Annotated in this window: 10 protein-coding genes; 6 read left to right on the forward strand and 4 right to left on the reverse strand. The window is 64.8% G+C overall.

The features are described 5' to 3' along the window. The first annotated feature begins 12 nt into the window (after positions 1-12). From tkt to EUB48_RS05775, 3 genes are read left to right on the forward strand one after another with little or no spacing between them, the layout of a single operon-like run. Entirely contained in the window at positions 13-2,079 is a 2,067-nt protein-coding gene (gene tkt / locus EUB48_RS05765) for a transketolase (RefSeq protein WP_142818015.1), read from the forward strand. Further along, positions 2,076-2,285 (forward strand): hypervirulence associated TUDOR domain-containing protein, encoded by a 210-nt coding sequence (locus EUB48_RS05770; protein WP_142818016.1) that lies wholly within the window; start codon positions 2,076-2,078, stop codon positions 2,283-2,285. Before tkt ends, EUB48_RS05770 begins: the two co-directional genes overlap by 4 nt. Positions 2,286-2,297: 12 nt before the next feature. After that, positions 2,298-2,867, forward strand: coding sequence for a DUF488 domain-containing protein (locus EUB48_RS05775; RefSeq protein ID WP_142818017.1), 570 nt, complete (start codon positions 2,298-2,300; stop codon positions 2,865-2,867). 16 nt (positions 2,868-2,883) lie between these two features. On the opposite strand, the gene pgl is transcribed toward EUB48_RS05775, so the two are convergent. From pgl to EUB48_RS05790, 3 genes are read right to left on the reverse strand one after another with little or no spacing between them, the layout of a single operon-like run. Then, complete coding sequence (gene pgl, locus EUB48_RS05780; RefSeq protein ID WP_142818018.1) at positions 2,884-3,603, reverse strand: 6-phosphogluconolactonase; 720 nt, start codon at positions 3,601-3,603, stop codon at positions 2,884-2,886. Then, positions 3,600-5,132 carry a mercuric reductase gene (locus tag EUB48_RS05785; protein ID WP_142818019.1) on the reverse strand — a complete coding sequence of 511 codons (1,533 nt, stop codon included), beginning with the start codon at positions 5,130-5,132 and terminating at the stop codon, positions 3,600-3,602. The genes pgl and EUB48_RS05785 overlap by 4 nt, the downstream gene beginning before the upstream one ends. Continuing rightward, positions 5,132-6,436, reverse strand: a complete 1,305-nt coding sequence (locus EUB48_RS05790) for a glucoamylase family protein (protein WP_142818020.1) — start codon at positions 6,434-6,436, stop codon at positions 5,132-5,134. Before EUB48_RS05790 ends, EUB48_RS05785 begins: the two co-directional genes overlap by 1 nt. Before the next feature lie 95 nt (positions 6,437-6,531). Here EUB48_RS05790 and EUB48_RS05795 point away from each other — a divergent pair, with 95 nt between their 5' ends. Further along, entirely contained in the window at positions 6,532-10,512 is a 3,981-nt protein-coding gene (locus tag EUB48_RS05795; RefSeq protein ID WP_210411698.1) for a GH36-type glycosyl hydrolase domain-containing protein, read from the forward strand. A 231-nt stretch (positions 10,513-10,743) separates the two neighbouring features. Then, entirely contained in the window at positions 10,744-11,391 is a 648-nt protein-coding gene (locus EUB48_RS05800) for a hypothetical protein (RefSeq protein ID WP_338052425.1), read from the forward strand. A 348-nt stretch (positions 11,392-11,739) separates the two neighbouring features. On the opposite strand, the gene EUB48_RS05805 is transcribed toward EUB48_RS05800, so the two are convergent. Next, positions 11,740-12,033, reverse strand: coding sequence for a hypothetical protein (locus EUB48_RS05805; RefSeq protein WP_142818021.1), 294 nt, complete (start codon positions 12,031-12,033; stop codon positions 11,740-11,742). 9 nt (positions 12,034-12,042) lie between these two features. Between EUB48_RS05805 and EUB48_RS21635 the strand changes: the two genes are divergently transcribed. After that, positions 12,043-20,619 carry a GH36-type glycosyl hydrolase domain-containing protein gene (locus EUB48_RS21635; RefSeq protein WP_244618343.1) on the forward strand — a complete coding sequence of 2,859 codons (8,577 nt, stop codon included), beginning with the start codon at positions 12,043-12,045 and terminating at the stop codon, positions 20,617-20,619. The last annotated feature ends 28 nt before the right edge of the window (positions 20,620-20,647 follow it).

Consider the following 20,647-nt stretch of genomic DNA (forward strand, 5'->3'; position numbering starts at 1 on the left):
CAAGGATTGACCATGTCAGACCCACTCGACCAGCAATGTATCAACACCCTGCGCTTTCTGTCGGTGGACATGGTGCAGAAAGCGGACAGCGGCCATCCGGGCCTGCCGTTGGGCGCCGCACCCATGGCCTATGTGCTCTGGACGCGGCACCTGAAGCACAACCCGCGCAATCCGCACTGGCTCGACCGCGATCGTTTCGTATTGTCGGCGGGGCACGGCTCGGCGCTGCTGTACAGCTTGCTGTTTGTCACGGGCTACGACCTTTCACTGGACGACATCAGGCAATTTCGCCAGTGGGGCAGCAAGGCGCCGGGGCATCCCGAGCGTGGTCATACGCCGGGCGTCGAAGTCACCACGGGCCCGCTCGGGCAGGGCATGGCCAATGCGGTAGGTATGGCGATGGCCGAAGCGCAACTGGCCGCGCGTTACAACCGCGAGGGGCACGCGCCGGTCGATCATCGGACCTGGGCCATCGTCAGCGATGGCGACCTGATGGAAGGAGTCACGTCGGAGGCCGCTTCGCTGGCCGGACATCTGCAGTTGGGCAAGCTCACCTGCCTGTACGACGACAACTACGTCACGCTGTCCGCCGGCACCGATATCACCTTCTCGGAGGATCGTGCGGCCCGTTTCGAAGCCTATGGCTGGCATACGGTGACGGTGGCCGATGGCAACGACCTGGCCGCGATCGATGCCGCGTTGCAGGCCGCGCGCGCGGAAACCGCACGGCCCTCGCTGATCCTGGTGCGCACCCATCTCGGCTATGGCTCGCCTGAGCAGGACAGCTTCAAGGCGCACGGCTCCGCGCTCGGCGTGGAGGACGTGCGCAAGACCAAGCGGACATTGGGCTGGCCGACGGAGCCCGACTTCCTGGTGCCGGACGAGGCGCTGGCGCAGTTCCGCCAAGCGGTGGACCGCGGCGCGCATGACGAGGCGGCGTGGAACGAGCGCATGAACACCTATGCCGAGACGTTTGCAGAATTGTCCCGCGAATTTGAGAGCCGCTCGAGAGGTGAACTGCCGCCGGGCTGGGATGCGGACATCCCGGTTTTTCCCGCCGATGTCAAAGGCATGGCCACACGCGTTGCCGGCGGCAAGGTGATGAATGCGATCGCGCCACGACTGCCGGCACTGACGGGTGGCTCGGCCGACCTGGACCCCTCAACGAAAACGGCCTTGAAGGGCCTGGGCGACTTCAATCCTCCGCCCCCGCAGGGCGAGGATGAGCAAGGCTCGGAGGGCGGTGGCTGGAGCTATGCCGGGCGCAACCTGCATTTCGGCGTGCGTGAGCACGCGATGGGTGCCGTCATCAACGGCTTTGCTGCACACGGGGGTTTTATTCCTTATGGCTCGACCTTTCTGATCTTCTCCGACTACATGCGCCCGCCGATGCGCCTGGCGGCGTTGATGAGTTTGCATGTGGTGTATGTGTTCACGCACGACAGCATCGCGCTGGGTGAGGATGGCCCCACGCACCAGCCGGTGGAACAATTGGCCGGTTTGCGCGCCGTCCCCAACCTCACGGTGATTCGCCCCTGCGACGCGAATGAAACCGCGGTGGCCTGGCGCGTCGCGCTGGAGTCGCTGGATCGCCCGGTGGCGCTGGTATTGACCCGGCAGGACCTGCCCACGCTGGACCGGCGTCGTTACGCACCGGCCGACGGACTGCGCAGTGGTGCGTACATATTGAGCGAGGCACCCGGTGGCAAGCCGGCACTGATTCTTATCGCCACCGGCTCCGAGGTCAGCCTGATCCTGCAGGCGGCCGAGCGCCTGCAAGGAGAGGGCGTTGCGGTGCGCTGCGTGTCTATGCCCAGTTGGGAATTGTTCGATGCGCTGCCGCAAGCCGAGCGCGATGCGGTGCTGCCGCCCTCGGTCCATGCGCGTCTGTCGGTTGAGCTGGGTGCGACCCAGGGGTGGCGCCGCTATGTCGGTGACCGGGGTGATGTGCTCGGCGTCGAGCGGTTTGGCGCTTCCGCGCCGGCCGAAGTCTTGCTGCGCGAATACGGATTTACCGTCGACAACGTGTGTGCGCGCGCGCGAGCATTGTTGGATGGCGATGGAGTACAAAAGTCATGACCACGAAATTCAAGGTGGGCGATCATGTGCGCTGGAATTCGGAAGCGGGGCACGTCAGCGGCAAGATCATCAAGGTGCACACGCAAGACACCGACTACAAAGGCCATACGCACCACGCCAGCGTCGATGACCCACAGTATGAAATCAAGAGCGACAAGACCGAGCACATTGCCATGCACAAGGGTGCGGCGCTGCACAAGATCTGACCGGTGAGAACCATGGCAACTGCGGCAAACGATCCGGGGCGTGAACTCACGGTCTGGACGATCGGCCATTCGACGCGCCCGATCGAGGAATTCCTCGGTCTGCTTGCCGCGTACCGCATAGAGGCCATTGCCGATGTGCGCAGCTTCCCTGGCTCACGCAAATATCCGCAGTACGGCAAGGAGGCGCTGGCGGCGACGCTCGCCGCGCGCGGGCTGGGCTACCACTGGCTGCAAGCCCTCGGCGGGCGTCGGCGTGTCTCGCTCCATTCACCGAACACCGCCTGGCGCAATGCCTCGTTTCGCGGCTACGCTGACTACATGGCCAGCGACGGGTTCGCGCAAGGCCTGGATCAATTGCTGGCGCTGGCGAGCCGATCGCGCACTGCGCTGATGTGCGCCGAAGCCGTCTGGTGGCGCTGCCACCGCTCGATGATCGCCGATGAGCTGTGTGTGCGTGGCGTCCAGGTGCTCCATATCCTGGATGGCAGCCATGGCGCCGTGCACCCGATGACGTCGCCCGCTCGCATCGTGCACGGGCGACTAACCTACGTGCCGGCGGGCAGTGACGCCCCGGTGAACTGAGGGCGCATGGCCCTGTTTAGCCTGTCTCGGTGGCCAGCAGCGACGCCTCCGTCAGCACGTCGACGCCGGCCTGCGGCTGGATGGCGTGCGCGGGGATGTCGGCGCCTGCGCGCCATCGCGTCACCGCATCGTGCTTGGCCTCGCCTGTCACCAGGAACAGCACCGCACGCGCGCGACTCAGGCGCCTGGCGCTGAGCGACACGCGCTGTGCCGGCGGTTTCGGGGCGTCAAAAACAGCCAGCGTGTCCGCTGCGTCTGCATCGGCACCCCAGTCGTGGTCTGGAAACAGGCTGGCGGTGTGGCCGTCTTCGCCGAGCCCCAGCAGCACCAGATCAAAGTCGCCAACATGGCGCAAGGTGTTGGCGTAGGCCTGCGCTGCCGCTCGCGCGCCACGTTCGGCAGGCAGCGTATGCACCTGGCTTTTCGGGATCGCAACATGGTCGAGCCACGCTTCGGCCGCCATCCGGCTGTTACGTTCGGGGTCAATGGCGGGAAGGCAGCGCTCGTCGCCGAAATAGACCTGCCAGCCCGACCAGTCGGTGTCGGCGCCGCGCAGCATCCGGTACACGCCCTGCGGCGTGTTGCCGCCGGCAAGCACGATCGTGAAACGGCCACGTTGCTGGATGGCGTCGGCCGCGGCCACCAGAATGCGCCGGCAAGCCGCATCGCGCAGCGCTGCGGCGTTGGCGACACCGTGCCATCGCACAGCGGCGGCGTTGGGTGCTGGGGAACTCATGGCGTGTTCCTGATCAGCCAGCGGCGCAGTCGCGACTGGATTCGCGGGGTCAGACGCGTGCGGTTGTAGGCATCGGCCGCCTGGCGGATCGCTTCAGCCTGCGTGGGATAGGCGTGAATGACCCGGGCCAGCGTGCGTAGACCAATCCCCGCCACCATGGCCAGGGTGATCTCGTTGATCATGTCACCCGCATGGCGGGCAACGATGGTCGCACCGAGAATCTGGTCCGTTCGCTCCCTGACGTGGATTTTCACGAAACCGCCGTCCTCGCTGTCGGTCACTGCGCGGTCGATGTCGTGCATCGGAATTGTGAAGGTCTTGACCGGAATGTGCTGCCGGTTGGCCTCCCGCACATACAGGCCGACGTGGGCGATTTCCGGATCCGTGAAGGTGCACCAGGGGATGACCAGCGCGCTCAAGCGTTCGCGGCCGTGGAACAGCGCGTTCTGCACCACGATGCGCGCCGACACCGTGGCGGTATCGGTGTACTGGTACGTCAGGCAGACGTCGCCGGCCGCATAGATATGGGGGTTGCTGGTGCACAGGAAATCGTCGACGCGGATGCCGTCTCCCGCTGCGTAATCGACGCCGGCGGCTTCCAGGTTCAGCCCTTCGACATTCGGTGTGCGGCCGACGCCGGTGAGAATCGCATCGACCGCGATCGTGTTGCGGTAATCGTCGCTGACCAGATCGACCAGTTTTTGCCCATTCTCCACGCGTATGGCAACGACGTCGGTATTCAGCCGAACCTCGATGCCGTCGCGCTCAAACGCATCCGACAGAATCTGTGCCGCGTCGCGTTCCTCTTTGCCGAGAAACAGTGGCATGTCCTGCACGATGGTGACTTGAGCACCGAACCGGCAGAACGCCTGGGCCAGTTCGCAACCGAGCGGGCCGCCGCCGATCACCAGCAGGCGGCGCGGCAGTTCGGTCAACTTGAAGACATCTGCGTTGGTCAGGCAACCTGCCTCCCGAAGGCCGGGGATGGACGGAATATGCGGCCTCGCGCCGGTCGCGATCACGGCTTTCTTGAAGTGCAGCGTTTTATCATTGACCGTCAACACGTCGGTCCCGGTGAAGCACGCGTTGCCGAAAAACACATCCACACCGAGCGCGGTCAATCGCCGCGCCGAATCGCCGCGGCTGAGATGACTGCGAATACGGCGCACGCGCTCCATCACCGCGGCAAAGTCGACCCGGATATCGTCCGGGATCTGCGCGCCATAGTGCGTAGCGTTGCGCATATCGGCATACAGCCGAGAGGTGCGGATGAGTGTTTTCGACGGTACGCAGCCGGTATTCAGACACGTACCACCGATCAGGTGGCGTTCGATCAGCGCCACCCTGGCACCGAGCGCGGCGGCCGTTTCCGCTGCGGCTATGCCAGCCGGCCCGGCACCGACGATCACCAGCTGGTAACAGTCCGCGGGTTTCGGATTCTGCCACGCGGCAGGATGCACATTGGCAAGGCGCGCGTGCTCATAAGCGTCCTGCAGGGTGGCTATCGGTACGTTGTTCTGCGGCGGCATCAGCGTGCTCCATGGATGCAGGGTGGCTGCAGCCAGCCGCCGCGAAATCCCGCATGGTGCAAACCGCTCCTGATGCAGGGGCAACTGCGCATCAGCTGCCAGATCCACCCGGTGCGATGGTTCTCTATCATCATGAGCACAATGCCCTGATCGAGTCCGTAATGCCCCGCGGAAGTCCACGGCCGCCCGTCGGCGTCAGCCAGTGTCGGGTTGAAGCTGCTGCAGAAGCGACCTTCGGTCAGCGTCTGCGGATAGCGCTCCATCATGTTGCGCACGGCATCCAGCACGATCTCGGGCGCGAACGGCAGCGATGACAGCACGGACGGGGCGGACAAGGTGCCGTCGTCCGGTCCGTACGGCACACCGCGGGCGGCATAACCGAACAGGCGCCGGGTTTCGTTGGATACATCGGCCTGCTCATCGCTGGGGCCATCGCAGGCGGACAGGCCCCAGCAGTTCTCGTCGTAACCGGCGAATTCGTGCGGGTTGCGCTGCGCGTACTCACGCTGGACGTAGGCAGCGCGCCGGCTGTTTTCGAAATAGTCCGAGCGCTTTTCATGCATGAAACTGTCATGGATGCCCCGAAAATCAATCCAGGCGTGCGAGAAATGATGCACGAACAGCGGGCCCGCATAAAGGTAGTCGTGGCCGTACAGGTTTTCCCACTGGTAGGTGGCCGTCCATGCCTGATAGCAACCGCCCTTGATCGGGTGCGTGGGCGAGCCCATGGCAAGCACGTACAGCAGGATCGCTTCGCTATAGCCTTCCCAACCGTAGTGCAGGAATCCGCATTCGGGCTTCCAGCCTTGCCGGATCGTCTCACCATCGTCCTGTGCCCAATGCCAGTCAATACGGCGGTAAAGAAAGTCGACCAGGCCACGCAGCTCGATTTCGTCGGCCGTTTCTGCCGTGAAATACATGCTCGCGGTCAGCGCGCCGGCGATGAGCAGCGCCGTATCGATCATCGACAGCTCCGATCGCCAGACACGCGCGCCTGTGTGGATGTCGAGAAAATGATAGTAGAACCCCTTGAAGCCGGTCGCCGTGGGGCTGCCACTCTGGTCGCTGTTGCGGAAAAAACGCAGCGCGGCGAGGCTGCATTGGACCGCATCGGAACGCGCCATCCAGCCTCGCTCCACAGCCACCGGATACGATGACAACGCAAAACCGACCACCGCGATGCTGACGGGCGAGTTGTCACGCGATGTGTCGGCCACCAAGCCGTTGAGCGGATTGACCGTTCGCAGAAAGTAGTCGAATGCCGCTCGCTGCAGGGAATCAAGCAATGCTTCGTCGGTTGGCATGGGCAGGTAAATCACCTATGGATGCTACTCCGACCACTACGCGTGTGTACAAGTTCCCGCGACTTTGCGCCGCTTCAAGCGTATGCTAATAGCTCTTGCACCGCATCGCAGATCAGCACGGATTGCAGTCAGGGAGCACGCACCTCATGCAGTATTGCCAGACATCCTTCACCCACGCGCCGCCACCGGTGCAGTTGCTGTCGAACGGCCGCTATACGGTGATGTTGAACGCTGCGGGCTCGGGCTATAGCAACTGGCGTGAATTCGCTGTGACCCGCTGGCGTGAAGATCCCATGGTCGACGGCTGGGGCAGCTACCTGCTGCTGCGCGATGAGGCCGTCCGCGGTGCGGTTTGGTCGGCAGGGCTGCAGCCCTGCGGCAAGGAGGCAGATGACTATACGGCCTCGTTGTCAGATGGGCATGTCGGCATCACGCAGCGCAGCGGTACGCTGACCACCGCACTCGATGTGGCGGTCGCTTCTGATCGCGATGTCGAACTGCGCCGTGTCACGCTCACCAATCACGGCGAAATCCCGCGGCAGATCACGTTGACCTCGTATGCGGAATTGGTGCTCGGGCCGGCGGGCGCCGATGCGGCCCATCCGGCGTTCTCCAAGATGTTTGTGCAGACGCAGTGGGTGGAGCAGGGCGGCATTCTTCTCGCGACGCGTCGGCGTCGCTCGCCGGACGAGCCCCAGGTGTGGGCAGCCCATGTGGCGATGGTCGAGGAAACTGACGGGGGCGTTTGCACGTTCGAAACGGATCGCATGCGCTTTCTCGGCCGTGGCCGCACACTGCGCCACGCGCTGGCCATGGAGCCCGGTGCGGCGCTGTCAAACACCTGCGGGTGTGTGCTCGACCCGATCTTCAGCTTGCGCCGGCAGGTGTGCGTGGCGCCCGGCGCGAGCGTGCGGGTGGCGTTCTGGACCGCGCTGTCTGACTCGCGTGATGGCGCACTTGCGCTTGTGCAACCGCTGCGCGCAAGCGGTGCCTGCGAACAAGTGCTGGCGGGATCATTGGCTCGTGCTGCCGCAGAGCAGACGCGCCTGGGTATCGATGCCGTGCAGGCGGAGCGCTTTGAATATCTTGCCGGTGCCCTGATTTATGCCGACGGCCCCTTGCGGGCCCCTGCCGAGATGCTGGAGCGCGGCAGTGGTGGGCCACCTGTGCTTTGGAGCAGTGGCATTTCCGGTGACCGCCCCATCGTGCTGGCGCGCATGGCCGGCGAATCCGATCTGGCATGTCTGGATGAGTTGCTGCTGGCGCAGCAGTACTGGCAATCGAAGCGCCTGGGGGTTGATGTGGTGCTGCTCGACACCGTGGTCAGCGATGGCGATCCCCTGCATGCCTGGCTGGATGTGCGAATGCAGGCGCAGAATGCCCGGCTGAAGGCCGATCGCGAGGCCGTTGGCGCTACGGCATTCACGCTACGCGACACCCTTATTTCCGATGCGTTGCGCGCCGGCTTGACCACCGCCGCCCGCGTTGTGCTGGATGCGGAGCACGGTCTGCCTGCGCACGTCTCCAAAAAAGCCCACGACGACTGCGAACGGTCCACCGCACCGTCTGGCAATTCCTACCCCCCAACACAAGCGGCAGATGAGGACGTCACTTCCACTGTCCCAAGCCCGATTCCGAAACGCGAGTTCGACAATGGCACAGGGGGGTTCATCGAGTCCGGCCGCACTTATGCCATTACGCTCACCGGCGATCGCTGTACGCCGGCGCCTTGGGTCAACGTGATCGCCAACCCGTGCTTCGGCTTCCTGGTGTCAAGCGAGGGCGGCGGTTATACGTGGGCACTCAACAGCCAGCAGAATCCGCTGACGCCCTGGCCCAACGATCCGGTCAGCGACACGCCGCATGAGGTGCTGTACCTTCGCGATGAGAACAGCGGTGCCTTGTGGAGTGCGACGGCGTTGCCGATCCGTGTGTTGGACGCGACCTACACCGTGCTCCACGGCAAGGGCTATAGCCGCTTCGAACACCATGCGTATGGCGTCGACGTGGCGTTGTTGCAATTCGTGCCACCCGCAGATCCGGTCAAACTGTCGCGCCTGCGCCTGCGCAACCGTTCCTCGCGCGCACGCCGCCTGTCGGTGACCGGCTATGTGGAGTGGGCTCTGGGTGCAAATGGCACGGTGCCGGCGCCGTTCGTGGCAACCTCGTGCGATGCCGCGACCGGCGCGCTGTTCGCGCGCAATGCGTGGCGAGCAGAGTTCGGTGAGCGCATGGCGTTCATCGACCTGGGTGGGCGGCAGCAGTCATGTACCGGCGACCGCCAGGAGTTTCTCGGGCGCTATGGTGCGGTCGATCGTCCGGCCGCGCTGGCGCGCAGGGCTCCATTGTCGGGGCGCGTCGGCGCCGGGCTGAACCCCTGTGGGGCGCTGCAGACCTTCATTGATTTGGCGCCCGATGAGCAGGTCGACATTGTGTTCATGCTCGGCGACGCCGCTTCGAGCGATGAGGCGCGGGCGCTGGTTGAGAAATATCGCACGACCGATCTTGACGCCGTGTTGGGTGACGTGCATGCGCAATGGGATGCGGTGTTGGAGACGGTGCAGGTGCGCACGCCGGATCGCGCGATGGATATCCTGCTGAACGATTGGCTGCTGTATCAGGTGCTGGGTTGTCGGGTCTGGGCGCGCACGGCGTATTACCAGGCCAGCGGTGCCTATGGCTTTCGCGATCAGTTGCAGGATGTGATGGCGCTGTGCGTCAGCCGCCCCGACATTGCGCGCGAACACCTGCTGCGGGCGGCGGCGCGTCAGTTCAGGGAGGGTGATGTCCAGCATTGGTGGTTGCCGCCTTCAGGGCAGGGCATCCGCACCCGCATCAGCGATGACCGCATCTGGCTGGCGTATGTCGCGGCCCATTACGTCCAGACGACTGGCGATGCCGCTGTGCTGGACGAAAACCTGCCCTTTCTCGAGGGCGCTGCGATCAAGGCGGGCGACACCGATGCGTTTTATCAGCCTGGTGTTGCCAGCGAGCAAGCCAGTCTGTACGAGCACGCTGCGCGAGCCATCGATTCCAGCCTGACGTTGGGCCCCCATGGCCTGCCATTGATGGGCACCGGCGACTGGAATGACGGCATGAACAACGTGGGCGCGCTGGGCCGCGGTGAAAGCGTCTGGCTAGCCTGGTTTTTGCTGGCCACGATGAATGCCTTCGCGCCCTTTGCCGACGCACGCGGTGAGCATGCTCGTGCTGCCTCCTGGCACGGATATGCGGCGGCGTTAAGGAGCGCGCTCGAAGGCCCGGTGGGCTGGGATGGCGAGTGGTATCGGCGAGGCTACTACGACGATGGCACGGCACTCGGGTCGCACGATAGCGAGGAATGCCGAATCGACACGATTACGCAATCATGGAGCCTGATGTCAGGTGCCGCCGATCCGGGCCATGCCGCCCAGGCCATGGCCGCAGTCGACAAATACCTGGTCCAGCACGACGACAAGATCGCGCTGCTGTTCACGCCGCCCTTTGACCACACGCCACTCAATCCCGGCTACATCAAAGGCTACCCGCCCGGGATTCGGGAAAACGGGGGGCAATACACGCATGGTGCGACTTGGTCAATTTTTGCCTGCACGATGCTCGGGCAGGGAGACGGCGCCGGCGAATTGTTCAGCATCCTCAATCCCATCCGGCACAGCGCAACCGCCGATGCACTGGCGCGCTATCAGGTCGAGCCCTACGTAGCCTGCGCAGATGTCTATTCGGTGGCACCGTACATCGGGCGCGGTGGCTGGACCTGGTATACGGGCTCGGCCGGCTGGCTGTATCGCGGCGGACTGCAAGCCATCCTGGGGTTTTATTTGCAGGGTGATCAACTGCTGCTCAGCCCCTGCATTCCCAAGTCCTGGCCAGGCTACCGGATTGTGTATCGCCGTCGTGGCAACCAGGACACAATCACTCGTTACGAAATCACCGTGGAAAATCCGGCCGGCGTTAGTTGTGGCATCGCGTCCGTTGCACTCGATGGCGCGGCGCAAGTCAACGCCGCCCGCAACGTGGTTCGTATCCCGTTGCTCGACGATGGCCGGGCGCATCTGGTTCATCTTGTGCTTGGTTAAAGCATGATGCCCGACTGGGGCTGACATCCTGATGCGGGTGTCGTTTGGGTCCGGCTTTGTCAGTGGCGTCCTACGCCAGATTTCTCGCCTGACCGATGGGCGTACGGCCGGCAAGCCTATGGCCGGCGTGCGCGCCGCAAACGACACTCAACTCATCGGAGCCAATCCGCCCGCAGACCCTGTACCGAAGCAAGATGCAATGGTTAAAGGCCGCACCGATTTGGCGAAGAAATGCTTGGGTTCGGCATGCCTGCCAATCCATCACTCCCAATCTTGTCATATGAAGGAAGAGCAATGAATAAACTCAACATCACCATTAATGCAATCGCGCTTGCGGCAGGTCTGGTATTCAGTGCCGGTGCGATGGCGCAAACCATGTCCAAGAACGACTACAAGGCCGGCCAGAACAAGATATCAGCGGACTACAAGGCGGCCAAGACGGCCTGCGCATCATCCGCCGGCAATGCCAAAGATATCTGCATGGCCCAAGCCACAGGCAACGAGAAGACTGCGAAAGCCGAACTCGAAGCCAGCTACAAGCCCAGCCCCAAAACACGTTACGAGGCCCGTGAGGCCAAAGCAGATGCCGACTATGGGGTAGCCAAGGAGCGCTGCGACGACGCCGCCGGCAACGCGAAGGACGTTTGCCTGAAACAAGCCAAGGCCGCGCAAGTCAGCGCCAAAGCCGACGCCAAGGCGCAGATGAAAACCACCGACGCAAAGATGACGGCCAACGAGAAGTCCGCCGACGCGCATAAGGACGCAGCAGCCGACAAGAGTGACGCCGAGTACGCGGTGGCCAAGGAAAAATGCGATACGCAAGCGGGAGCAGCCAAGGACAACTGCCTGATGGAAGCCAAGGCGCGCTTCAGCAAGTAGTTAACCATGCCATTCAGGCATAAGCCCATCAATACGGCGCATGGTCGCACTCAAATGTGACCATGCGCCATCAAGAGCGGGCTCCATAGGACTTGTCCTACACGCCGGAGCGTGACCGGACGACAGACGCCGGACCGTACTTTGAGTACGATTTATTCATCGTCTGGTAGCCGCTTGACATGCATGGCCCAAGCCGCGAACGCGAATTCCATTTTCGCAATTTTCCGCCCGGCTGTTTGCCGATTCGGAAGGAGAATTTTCATGGGCACTCATATCACTGGCGCCACTCGCTGGAGCACTTCATCGTTTGGCGACGCCGCAGACACCTCCCCCGTGGAGTTATCGGCTTTAGGGAATCATCTGAACTTGTGCCAGGGTGCGCGCGGGCGCTTGTTCACTTTGCATTGCATCGCAGAAATCGCGAACCGCTTCATGGCGCCGCGCTTCGTGACGACGCTGGTTGTGATAGCGCTGGCCATCGGTCTTGGTTCCCTGGTGTTGTAAGGTATGGCGCAACCCGAGTTGCTGCGCCTGATACCAGATGCACCACGAGCTTTGCGCGACATTCTGGATGGTACGCGCGGGCCTGTTGAGCCGCCGCTCCGCTCCGAGATATTTGGCGCGCAGCGCTTTGCTCAACATGGCCGCAGTTTGGGAGAAACGCACCGCGCCGCCAGGTCCAGCTCCCCTGCGGCAACCTTTTTTCCGCGCCTGCAAAGCAACATCCAGACGCTGCGCGAAGCCCATCACTATCTTGGCGTGCAGGCGTCCACAGGCTACGACATCAGCCCGGCGGCCGAATGGCTGCTTGACAATTTTCACCTGATCGAAGCGCAGCTCAAAGAAATTCACGACGGACTTCCACGCCTGTATTTTCGTGCGCTGCCGGTGCTGCTGGATGAGCCGCTCGCCGGCTTGCCGCGTATCTATGGGGTGGCTTGGGCCTTCGTGGCGCATACCGACGGTGCGTTCGACGAGGATTTGCTGACGCAGTTTCTGTGTGCCTACCAGGAAACCCGGGATTTGAACCTGAGCGAGATGTGGGCACTGCCCACCACCTTGCGCGTCGTCCTGGTCGAGAACCTGCGTCGCCTGGCCGAACGTGTAGCGACCAACAAGGCGGCACGCGAAGTTGCGAACTTGTGCTGCGATCATATCGAGCGCTACACCCTGCACGCGCTTGACCAGTTGCTGGACCTGCTCAACCGGCGCGGGGTCGGCCGGGTGTTTCTGGCGCAGATGGCGCAGCGCCTGCAAGACCATCACACGACCAATCACGTGGGCTACCGCGAATGGCTGCACAGTGCGCTGCCCGACATGGCTGCAGCGCAGGCACAGCAAAGCGCCGACCAGGCCGCTGACAACCTGAGTGTGAGCAACGCAGTCAGATCGCTGCGCTCCATCGGCGATGCCGATTGGCCCGATATCGTCGCCCGCACCAGTACGCTCATGCGGCTGATGCTGACTTCGGCGGTGTTCGAGGCCGAGAGCACCATCACGCGCGACCAGACGCTGCACGGCATCGAACTGCTGGCCCGGCGCACGGGTCGCAGCGAGACATCCGTGGCACAGACACTGCTCGATCTGATGCGGGCAGCCGACGTCACCCATGGCGATGCGGCAATGCCCAGGCACTGGTTGAGCGGCACAGGCCGGCCGGCACTCGTGGCCGCACTCGGCCTGCATGAGCGCATGGCGGTCCGGCGGCGGGCGTTGGCCCGCTGCGCGGCGCTACCCGTTTACCTGGGTTCGCTGCTGCTGGGTAGCGTGGGCGTTGTCGCGTGGATGCTGTTGCGCCATCACGGGGTGATCAGCGCAGGGGGCGCCCCACTGGAGTGGGCTCTGTTCGGCGCTGTACTGATGATGTTCCCGGCGTCTGAAGCGGTGGTGGCGGTGATCAACCGGCTCATCAGCGAGTCGGTCCGGCCGCAGCGCCTGCCCCGCCTGGCCCTGTCCAACGGTATACCGCCAGAGCACCGGGTGATGGTGGTGATTCCGGCCATGCTCACGACCGCTGCATCGAGTCGCGACCTGGTGCGCCGGCTGGAGCTGCACTACCTCGCCAACCCGGAACGCCATGCGCAGTTTGCGCTGCTGACCGATTGGGCCGACGCCGATGCATCGCACCTGGCTTCGGACGACGCCTTGCTGGCCGGTGCGGTGCTGCAGGTCCGTGCGCTCAATGCTCGTTATCCCGGCGATGCCAGCGATGCCCCTCGCTTCATCGTGCTGCACAGGGAGCGCCATTTCAGCAAGACCGAACAGTGCTGGATCGGTTGGGAGAGGAAGCGCGGCAAACTGGAACTGCTCATCACGGGATTGATAGAAGATTCATCGGCCGCGTTTCTGGATTTGGGCGAAGACTCCCGTGTCGCGGCCGGCACGCAGTACGTCGTCACGCTCGACAGCGATACCCAATTGCCGCCGGGGCGGCTGCGCGAACTGGTGGGCGTGGCCGCGCACCAGCACAACCAGCCGCGTCTGGATGCCGGCGGGCGCGTCGTGGTGGCCGGTTATGGCATCTTGCAGCCCCGTATCGTGACGCCATTGCCCGCACCCAGCAACGTCACGCTTTACCACTGGCTGTTCGCCGGACGGTGCGGCATCGACCCGTACAGTGCCGCAACCTCCGAGGTGTATCAGGATCTGTTTTCCGAGGGCACTTTCACCGGCAAAGGGTTGCTCAACGTGCGGGCGATGCATGCGGTACTGTCTGGGCGCCTGCCCGAGGGCCGGGTGCTCAGCCATGATTTGCTCGAAGGCTCGTTGGCGCGCTGCGCTGCGGTGACCGACATCACCGTCATCGAGGATGCACCGTTCCATGCCGACGTCGCGGCGTCGCGCGTGCACCGCTGGACGCGTGGTGACTGGCAGTTGCTGCCGTTTCTGCTGCATCCGATGCGCTACCCGCTTCGTGCCATCAACCGCTGGAAGATGTTCGATAACCTGCGCCGTTCGCTAGTAGCGCCCGTTTCGCTGGCGTTGTTGCTGCTGGCGCTGGCCGGCGTTGTTGTGTCCCCCTGGGCGGCGCTGGCGCTGGTGATGGCCGCATTTTCTGCCGGACCGCTGATGGGTGCCATTGCCGGTTTGTCGCCCACCCGTGACGACCTTGCGAAGCGTCATTTCTACCGTCAGGCAGGGGCGGACCTGGCACGTGCGTTTTTGGGAGGAGTGTGGCATTTGATCCAGTTATTGCAGGAGTCCCTGATGGCCGTGGATGCCATCGGGCGCGCGCTCTATCGCATGACCATCAGCCACCGCCGACTGCTGCAATGGACCACCGCTGCTGCTGCGCAGTCGGCGGCGAAGACGGGGCTCGCGGCGCTGACGCGCCAGCATTGGAGGGCGCCGGTGGCGGCGTTGCTGCTGTTCGGTGGGCTGCATGCTGCGAATACGCCATATCCCTTGCTGGCGCTGACCTTGTGCGTGCTGTGGGCCGCATCGGCGCCATGGACCTGGTGGGTCAGCCGGGAGCGCCCGGCGCGCCAGGACGCTGCCCTGCCAGCCAGGGACCAAGCCTATCTGGAGGGCATAGCACGTGACACCTGGCGTTTTTTTGAACGCAGCGTGGGACCCGGGGACAATCACCTGCCGCCTGACAACGTGCAGACCCTGCCGCATGATCTGGTGGCGCATCGCACCTCGCCCACCAACATGGGCCTGTACCTGCTGAGCGCGGCCTGCGCCCGCCAGTTTGGCTGGATCGGCACGCAAGAGTTGCTGGAGCGCCTGGAAGCGACGCTCGCCACGCTGGGCACTCTGCAGCGGTACCGCGGCCATTTTCTGAACTGGTACGACACGCAAACATGCGCGCCGCTGCTACCCATGTACGTGTCCACCGTGGACAGCGGCAATCTCAGCGGCCACCTGCTCGCGGTGGCGCAGGCCTGCCTGGAGCTGGCGCTGGCGCCGCATGATGCGAGTGCGGCCCAGCGTGCCATTCGCGCTTCCAGGCAAAGGCTCGCGCCGCTGCTGGCAAGGCTGCCCGAGCTGGTGCCGGCGTTGCTGGGAGACGCTGCCCTGGCGCGTTTGCTGGCCCTGCCGGAGCCGCTGGCCGAGGGCCAACATAGCGCGGCGCAGATGGAGCGTCTGCTGCGCGAAGCCACCGATGATCTGGCCCGGCTGTTGCCCGGCAGTGCCGAGTTCACGGGTCCTGCCCACCCGACGCCTCGGGACGAGCTCGCCTGGTGCCTGGGTGATCACTTGGCAACGCTGCGTTCGGCGTGGCGGGACATTCGCGCCCACAGGACAACCGATGCCGCGACAGTGGGTGCAGGTGACACCGGCGTGCGCTTGCGAGCGCTGGCACGTGCCTGCGAGGAGTTGGCCTGGCAGCCGGACTTCCGCTTTCTGTACCACCGCAAGCGGCATCTGCTGCACATCGGCTACCGGGTTGAAGAACGGCAGCTGGACGCGAGTTTTTACGACCTGCTGGCATCGGAATCGCGGCTGACCAGTTTGCTGGCCATCGGCAAGGGCGATGTACCGGTGCGCCACTGGGCCTCTCTGGGGCGGCTGTTCTATGCCATCGGCACCGACGCCGGCCTGCGTTCCTGGTCCGGCTCGATGTTCGAATACCTGATGCCAACCCTGGTGCTCAATGAGCCATATGACAGCGTGTTGCGTGAAGCCGGCCATGCGGCGGTTCTGGAGCAGATCGCCTTTGCCCAGGCGCGGGACGTGCCCTGGGGCATCTCGGAGTCGGCCTATGCCGGGCGCGACCACACGTTGGCCTACCAGTATGCGCCGCAAGGCGTGCCCAGGCTGGCGCTGCGCCGCACCCCTGTTGACGAGTTGGTGATTACGCCCTACGCCACGGCACTGGCAGCGCAGATTGCACCGCACCGTGCGTGTCTCAACTTTGCGGCGCTGCAAGCCCTGGGCGCACGCGCGCGCTACGGGTTTATCGAGGCGCTGGACTTTTCCCCTGCGCGACAGGTGAATGACGAGGTATTCACGCCGGTGAGCACCTTCATGGCGCACCACCAGGGCATGAGTATCGTGGCGTTGGCCAATGTGTTGCTGGATGGCCCGGCGCAGCGCTGGGGCATGGCCAATGCGCATATCGAGGCGGTGGCCTCGCTGTTGCATGAGCGGGTCCCACGTGAAGTTTCAATGCTCCATGCACCGCCAATGGGCCCGCCGCCGCAGACGCTGCAACGGCGTGCCTTGGGGCTGCTGCGCGACGTGTCGCCGGGCGCTATGGCGGTGGAGCCCACCCATGTGCTCTCCAATGGTCGCTACAGCGTGTCGTTGCGCGCCAATGGCGCCGGCTGGAGCCGCCAGCGCGGGATCGGCATCACGCGCTGGCGTGACGATGCGCTGCGCGACGCCTATGGGAGCTTCATCTATGTGCGCCAGGACCCGCAGTTGTATCCGGTCTCCATCACCCAGCACCCGGCCCCCGACCCGGCCGCGCACTACAGCAGCACCTACCATGCCGACCGCGTGTGCTTCGACGCCGTCTGGCCCGAGTTCCAGGCTCACACCACGGTGTGGGTCAGCCCGGAGGACGATATAGAGTTCCGGCAGGTCGAACTGCGTAACCTGAGCGGTCGCACGCTCGACATCGAGTTGATGTCGGCCTTCGACGTGACGCTGGCCGAGCCGCGCGCCGATGAAGACCACCCCGCGTTCACCAGCCTGTTCGTGCGCGCGCAATGGCTGGCTGCACAGCAGGCGCTCCTGTTCGAGCGCAAGCCGCGCCTGCCCACCGAACAGGGATTGCAGGCAGCGCATTTTCTGGCCGACACTGACCCGCAGGTCGTGAGCGTGCGGGTGCAGACGGATCGGCAATACTGGCGAGGCCGCAACCACGACGCAAGCCAGCCGCTGGCCTCTTTCGTGACCCTGCCGGCTGCCACCGAAGGCAGCGCGCAAGACATGACGCTCGATACCGGGCTGGACCCGGTGTGCGCCCTGGCCGTGCGCCTTCGCATTGCGCCCGATGCCAAGGCACTGCTGACCTTTGCGACGGCCGCTTCCGACAACGGCGACACGCTGCGTGCCGTGATCGACAAGTACCGGCAACCCAGCCACGTGCGCCGCGCCTCGCTGATGTCGGCTACGCTGGCCGGGATCCGCCTGGGGGCCCTGCACATCAGTCCGAGAAACTTCGCGGCCATTCAGACACTGACCACGGCGCTGGTAATGAGCCTGACGCGTCCGCAGTCCAGCGAGAGCCGCTCCGGGGCCGCAGCCTCGGTGTGCGACCGGCGGCTGCTTTGGCGTTTCGGCATCTCGGGCGATCGCCCCCTGGTCCTGGTGTCGGCGGGTGTGGCTCAAGGCCTGGGCATGCTGCGCTCGCTGGCCCAGGCCCTGAGCCTGTGGTCGTGGGGCGGTATCGCGTGCGACCTGGTCATCATCAATTCCGAACCGGCCTCGTACCTGATGGAGCTCCAGCGCGAGATTGCCGTGCTGCGCGAGCGCCATCTGGCCGAAGGCGATGCGAAAACCAGGCCGGCCGTTACGGCGATCCACGTCTTGCGCGCCGACGAGCTCTCCAGCGATGAGCAGAGCACGCTGGAAGTCCTGGCGCGGGTGCGGCTGCGCGCCGACGGGCGGCCGCTGGCGCACCATGTGCAGGAATGGGCCGATCTGCATGAACAGGCCTTCGAGGAACGATACGACGCTTCGATCTCGGCGCTGGCTCTCGCCTGGGGCGCTGACGCCGCAACTCCTGCACCGGCGGGTGAGTTTGTTGCGGCCACGGGTGAATTCCGTTTCGACGTCGGTGCCGGTTCGCGGCCGGCGCGGCCATGGATCAATGTGCTGGCCAACTCGTCTTTCGGCGCCCAGCTCTCGGAAGCCGGTGGCGGCTATACCTGGGCCGTGAACAGCCGCTTGAACCAGCTCACCGCGTGGTCGAACGATCCAGTGGCCGACCCACCAGCCGAATGGTTCTTGCTGCAGGACCGCAAGACCATGGAGGTATGGAGCGTCGCACCCTCCGCCTGGGGCGACGGCGCCGTGGACTATCGCGTCTCGCATGGACAGGGCTATAGCGTCATCAGCCACCGCCGTGCAGAACTGGAGGTCACGGCAACCTGGTGTGTCGATGCGAAAACCTGTGTCAAGCAGGTGCAGTTGCGGCTCATCAACCATGGCGCGAAAACGCTGCACCTGCGGGTAATCGGTATTGCCGAATGGATGATGGGGGCGACCCGGTCTGACCGCAGCACCGTGCTGACCGCGTTGCATCGCCAGCGCCTGCCTGTGGTGCAGCCGCCGGGCGTTGAATCCGACAGCGGGCGCGAGCGAAAACTCACCGCTCTGCTGTGCACGCAGCGCGAGCGCGCGGCGGGGTTCGGCGATGGCACGGCCTTCCTGGGCATCGCGGGCGCTGCGGACGAGCCCGAAGACTGGACTTGCGACCGGCGCGAGTGTTTCGATGCGCGCGGGCGGTTGGTGCTGCCGGATCACTTCGGCCAGCGCAGCGGTGCCGGGCTCGACCCGTGTGCGGCCCTGTCAACACGCGTTGCGCTGGCCGCTGGCGAGTCGGTGGAGCGGGTATTCCTGCTGGGCTATGCCGACAGCGCGAACGCTGCCCGGCAACTCGCGACTGTGGCAGCGGCAACGCCGGCCGCGCAGCGCGTGCAGCAGGTCCGCAGCAGCTGGGATCAATTGCTGGGCGCTACCGTGGTGAAGACCCCCGACCCCTTGTTCGACGCCATGGTCAATCGCTGGCTGCTGTACCAGACGGTGTCGTGCCGCTTGTGGGCCAAGGCCGGCTTTTACCAGGCGGGCGGCGCCACCGGTTTTCGCGACCAGCTGCAGGACACGATGGCGCTGGCGTGGGCCGCCCCCGCCATGCTGCGCCAGCAGATCGTCCTGTGCGCGTCACGCCAGTTCACCGAGGGCGATGTGCAGCATTGGTGGCACGCACCGCTCGGCGCGGGCGTGCGCACGCATTTCTCTGACGACCTGTTGTGGCTGCCCCACGCCTGCGTGCACTACCTGCGCGCCACCGGCGACGCCGCCCTGCTCGATCAGAGCGTGCCGTTCATCGAAGGAGCGCCCATTCCCGAGGGCGCCGAGGATGCGTATGACACGCCTGCCGTCAGCAGCCAGCAGGCTTCGGTCTACGAGCATGGCGCGCGGGCCATCGACCGCAGCCTGCGTGTGGGCGCGCACGGCTTGCCGTTGATGGGCAGCGGTGACTGGAACGATGGCATGAACCGGGTCGGCGCGCAGGGACGCGGCGAGTCCGTGTGGCTAGGCTGGTTCCTGTGTCAGCTGGTCGATGGGTTCGCGCCGCTGGCGCGCGCGCGTGGCGACGAGGCGCGTGCGTTGCGCTGGGAGAGGGCCGCGCTAGGCTGGAAAAGCGCCTTGATCGGCCCCGCGTGGGATGGGCAATGGTTCAAACGTGCCTTTTTCGACGACGGGCAGGCGCTGGGTTCACACGCCAACCCGGAAGCGCGCATCGACTTGATCGCGCAGGCCTGGGCGGTCCTCTCCAGGGCTGCGCCAGCCGACTTGCAGCGCGCGGCGCTGGCGGCGATGGAGGATCACCTGGTAGATCATGAAGCGGGCCTGATCAGGCTGCTGGATCCCCCGCTGGTTCATGCGGTCCCGAGTGCCGGCTACATCCAGGCCTATCCGCCGGGCGTGCGCGAAAACGGCGGCCAATACTCGCACGCCGGCGTCTGGGCGTTGATGGCTCAGGCCGACTACGCCACAACCCTTGCGGGTTCAAGTGGCGGCGGCGACGTCGCCTACCGCTATTTCACCTATCTCAGCCCGGCGCACCGCGCGCGCCATCCAGCGTACGGGGCGGTCTACGGCATCGAGCCGTATGTAATGGCCGGCGACGTGTACAGCCAGCCGCCCTACGTCGGACGCGGTGGCTGGAGCTGGTACACGGGGGCTGCCGCCTGGATGCACCGCGCGGCCATCGAGTCGATTTTCGGACTGCGGCAAGGCGCGCAGGACTTGTGCTTCACACCTTGTCTGCCCTCGCATTGGCACCAGGCCGAACTGACGCTGGTGCGTGATGGCCGCACCATGCGCTTCATTCTGGTTCATGCCACCGCACCTGCTGCGCTGGCCGCCACGGCGCAATACGGTGCCCGACTATTGCTTCCCCGGCAGCCGCTGTATTGGCGAGGTCTGGCGCCAGACACCTGCTTCGCGATCCCGCTGTTGGGCGAGTCCGCGCCCGTGCCGTCCGCTGCCGGCGATGCCGAAGCGGCTGGGCGCCCCTGGCCGGAGGTGGTGGCAGAAGGTTGAACGAGGCGGTAAGTTGAAGCTGAGCACG

The organism is Rhodoferax sediminis, assembly GCF_006970865.1.
Classification (GTDB): Bacteria; Pseudomonadota; Gammaproteobacteria; order Burkholderiales; family Burkholderiaceae_C; genus Rhodoferax_A; species Rhodoferax_A sediminis.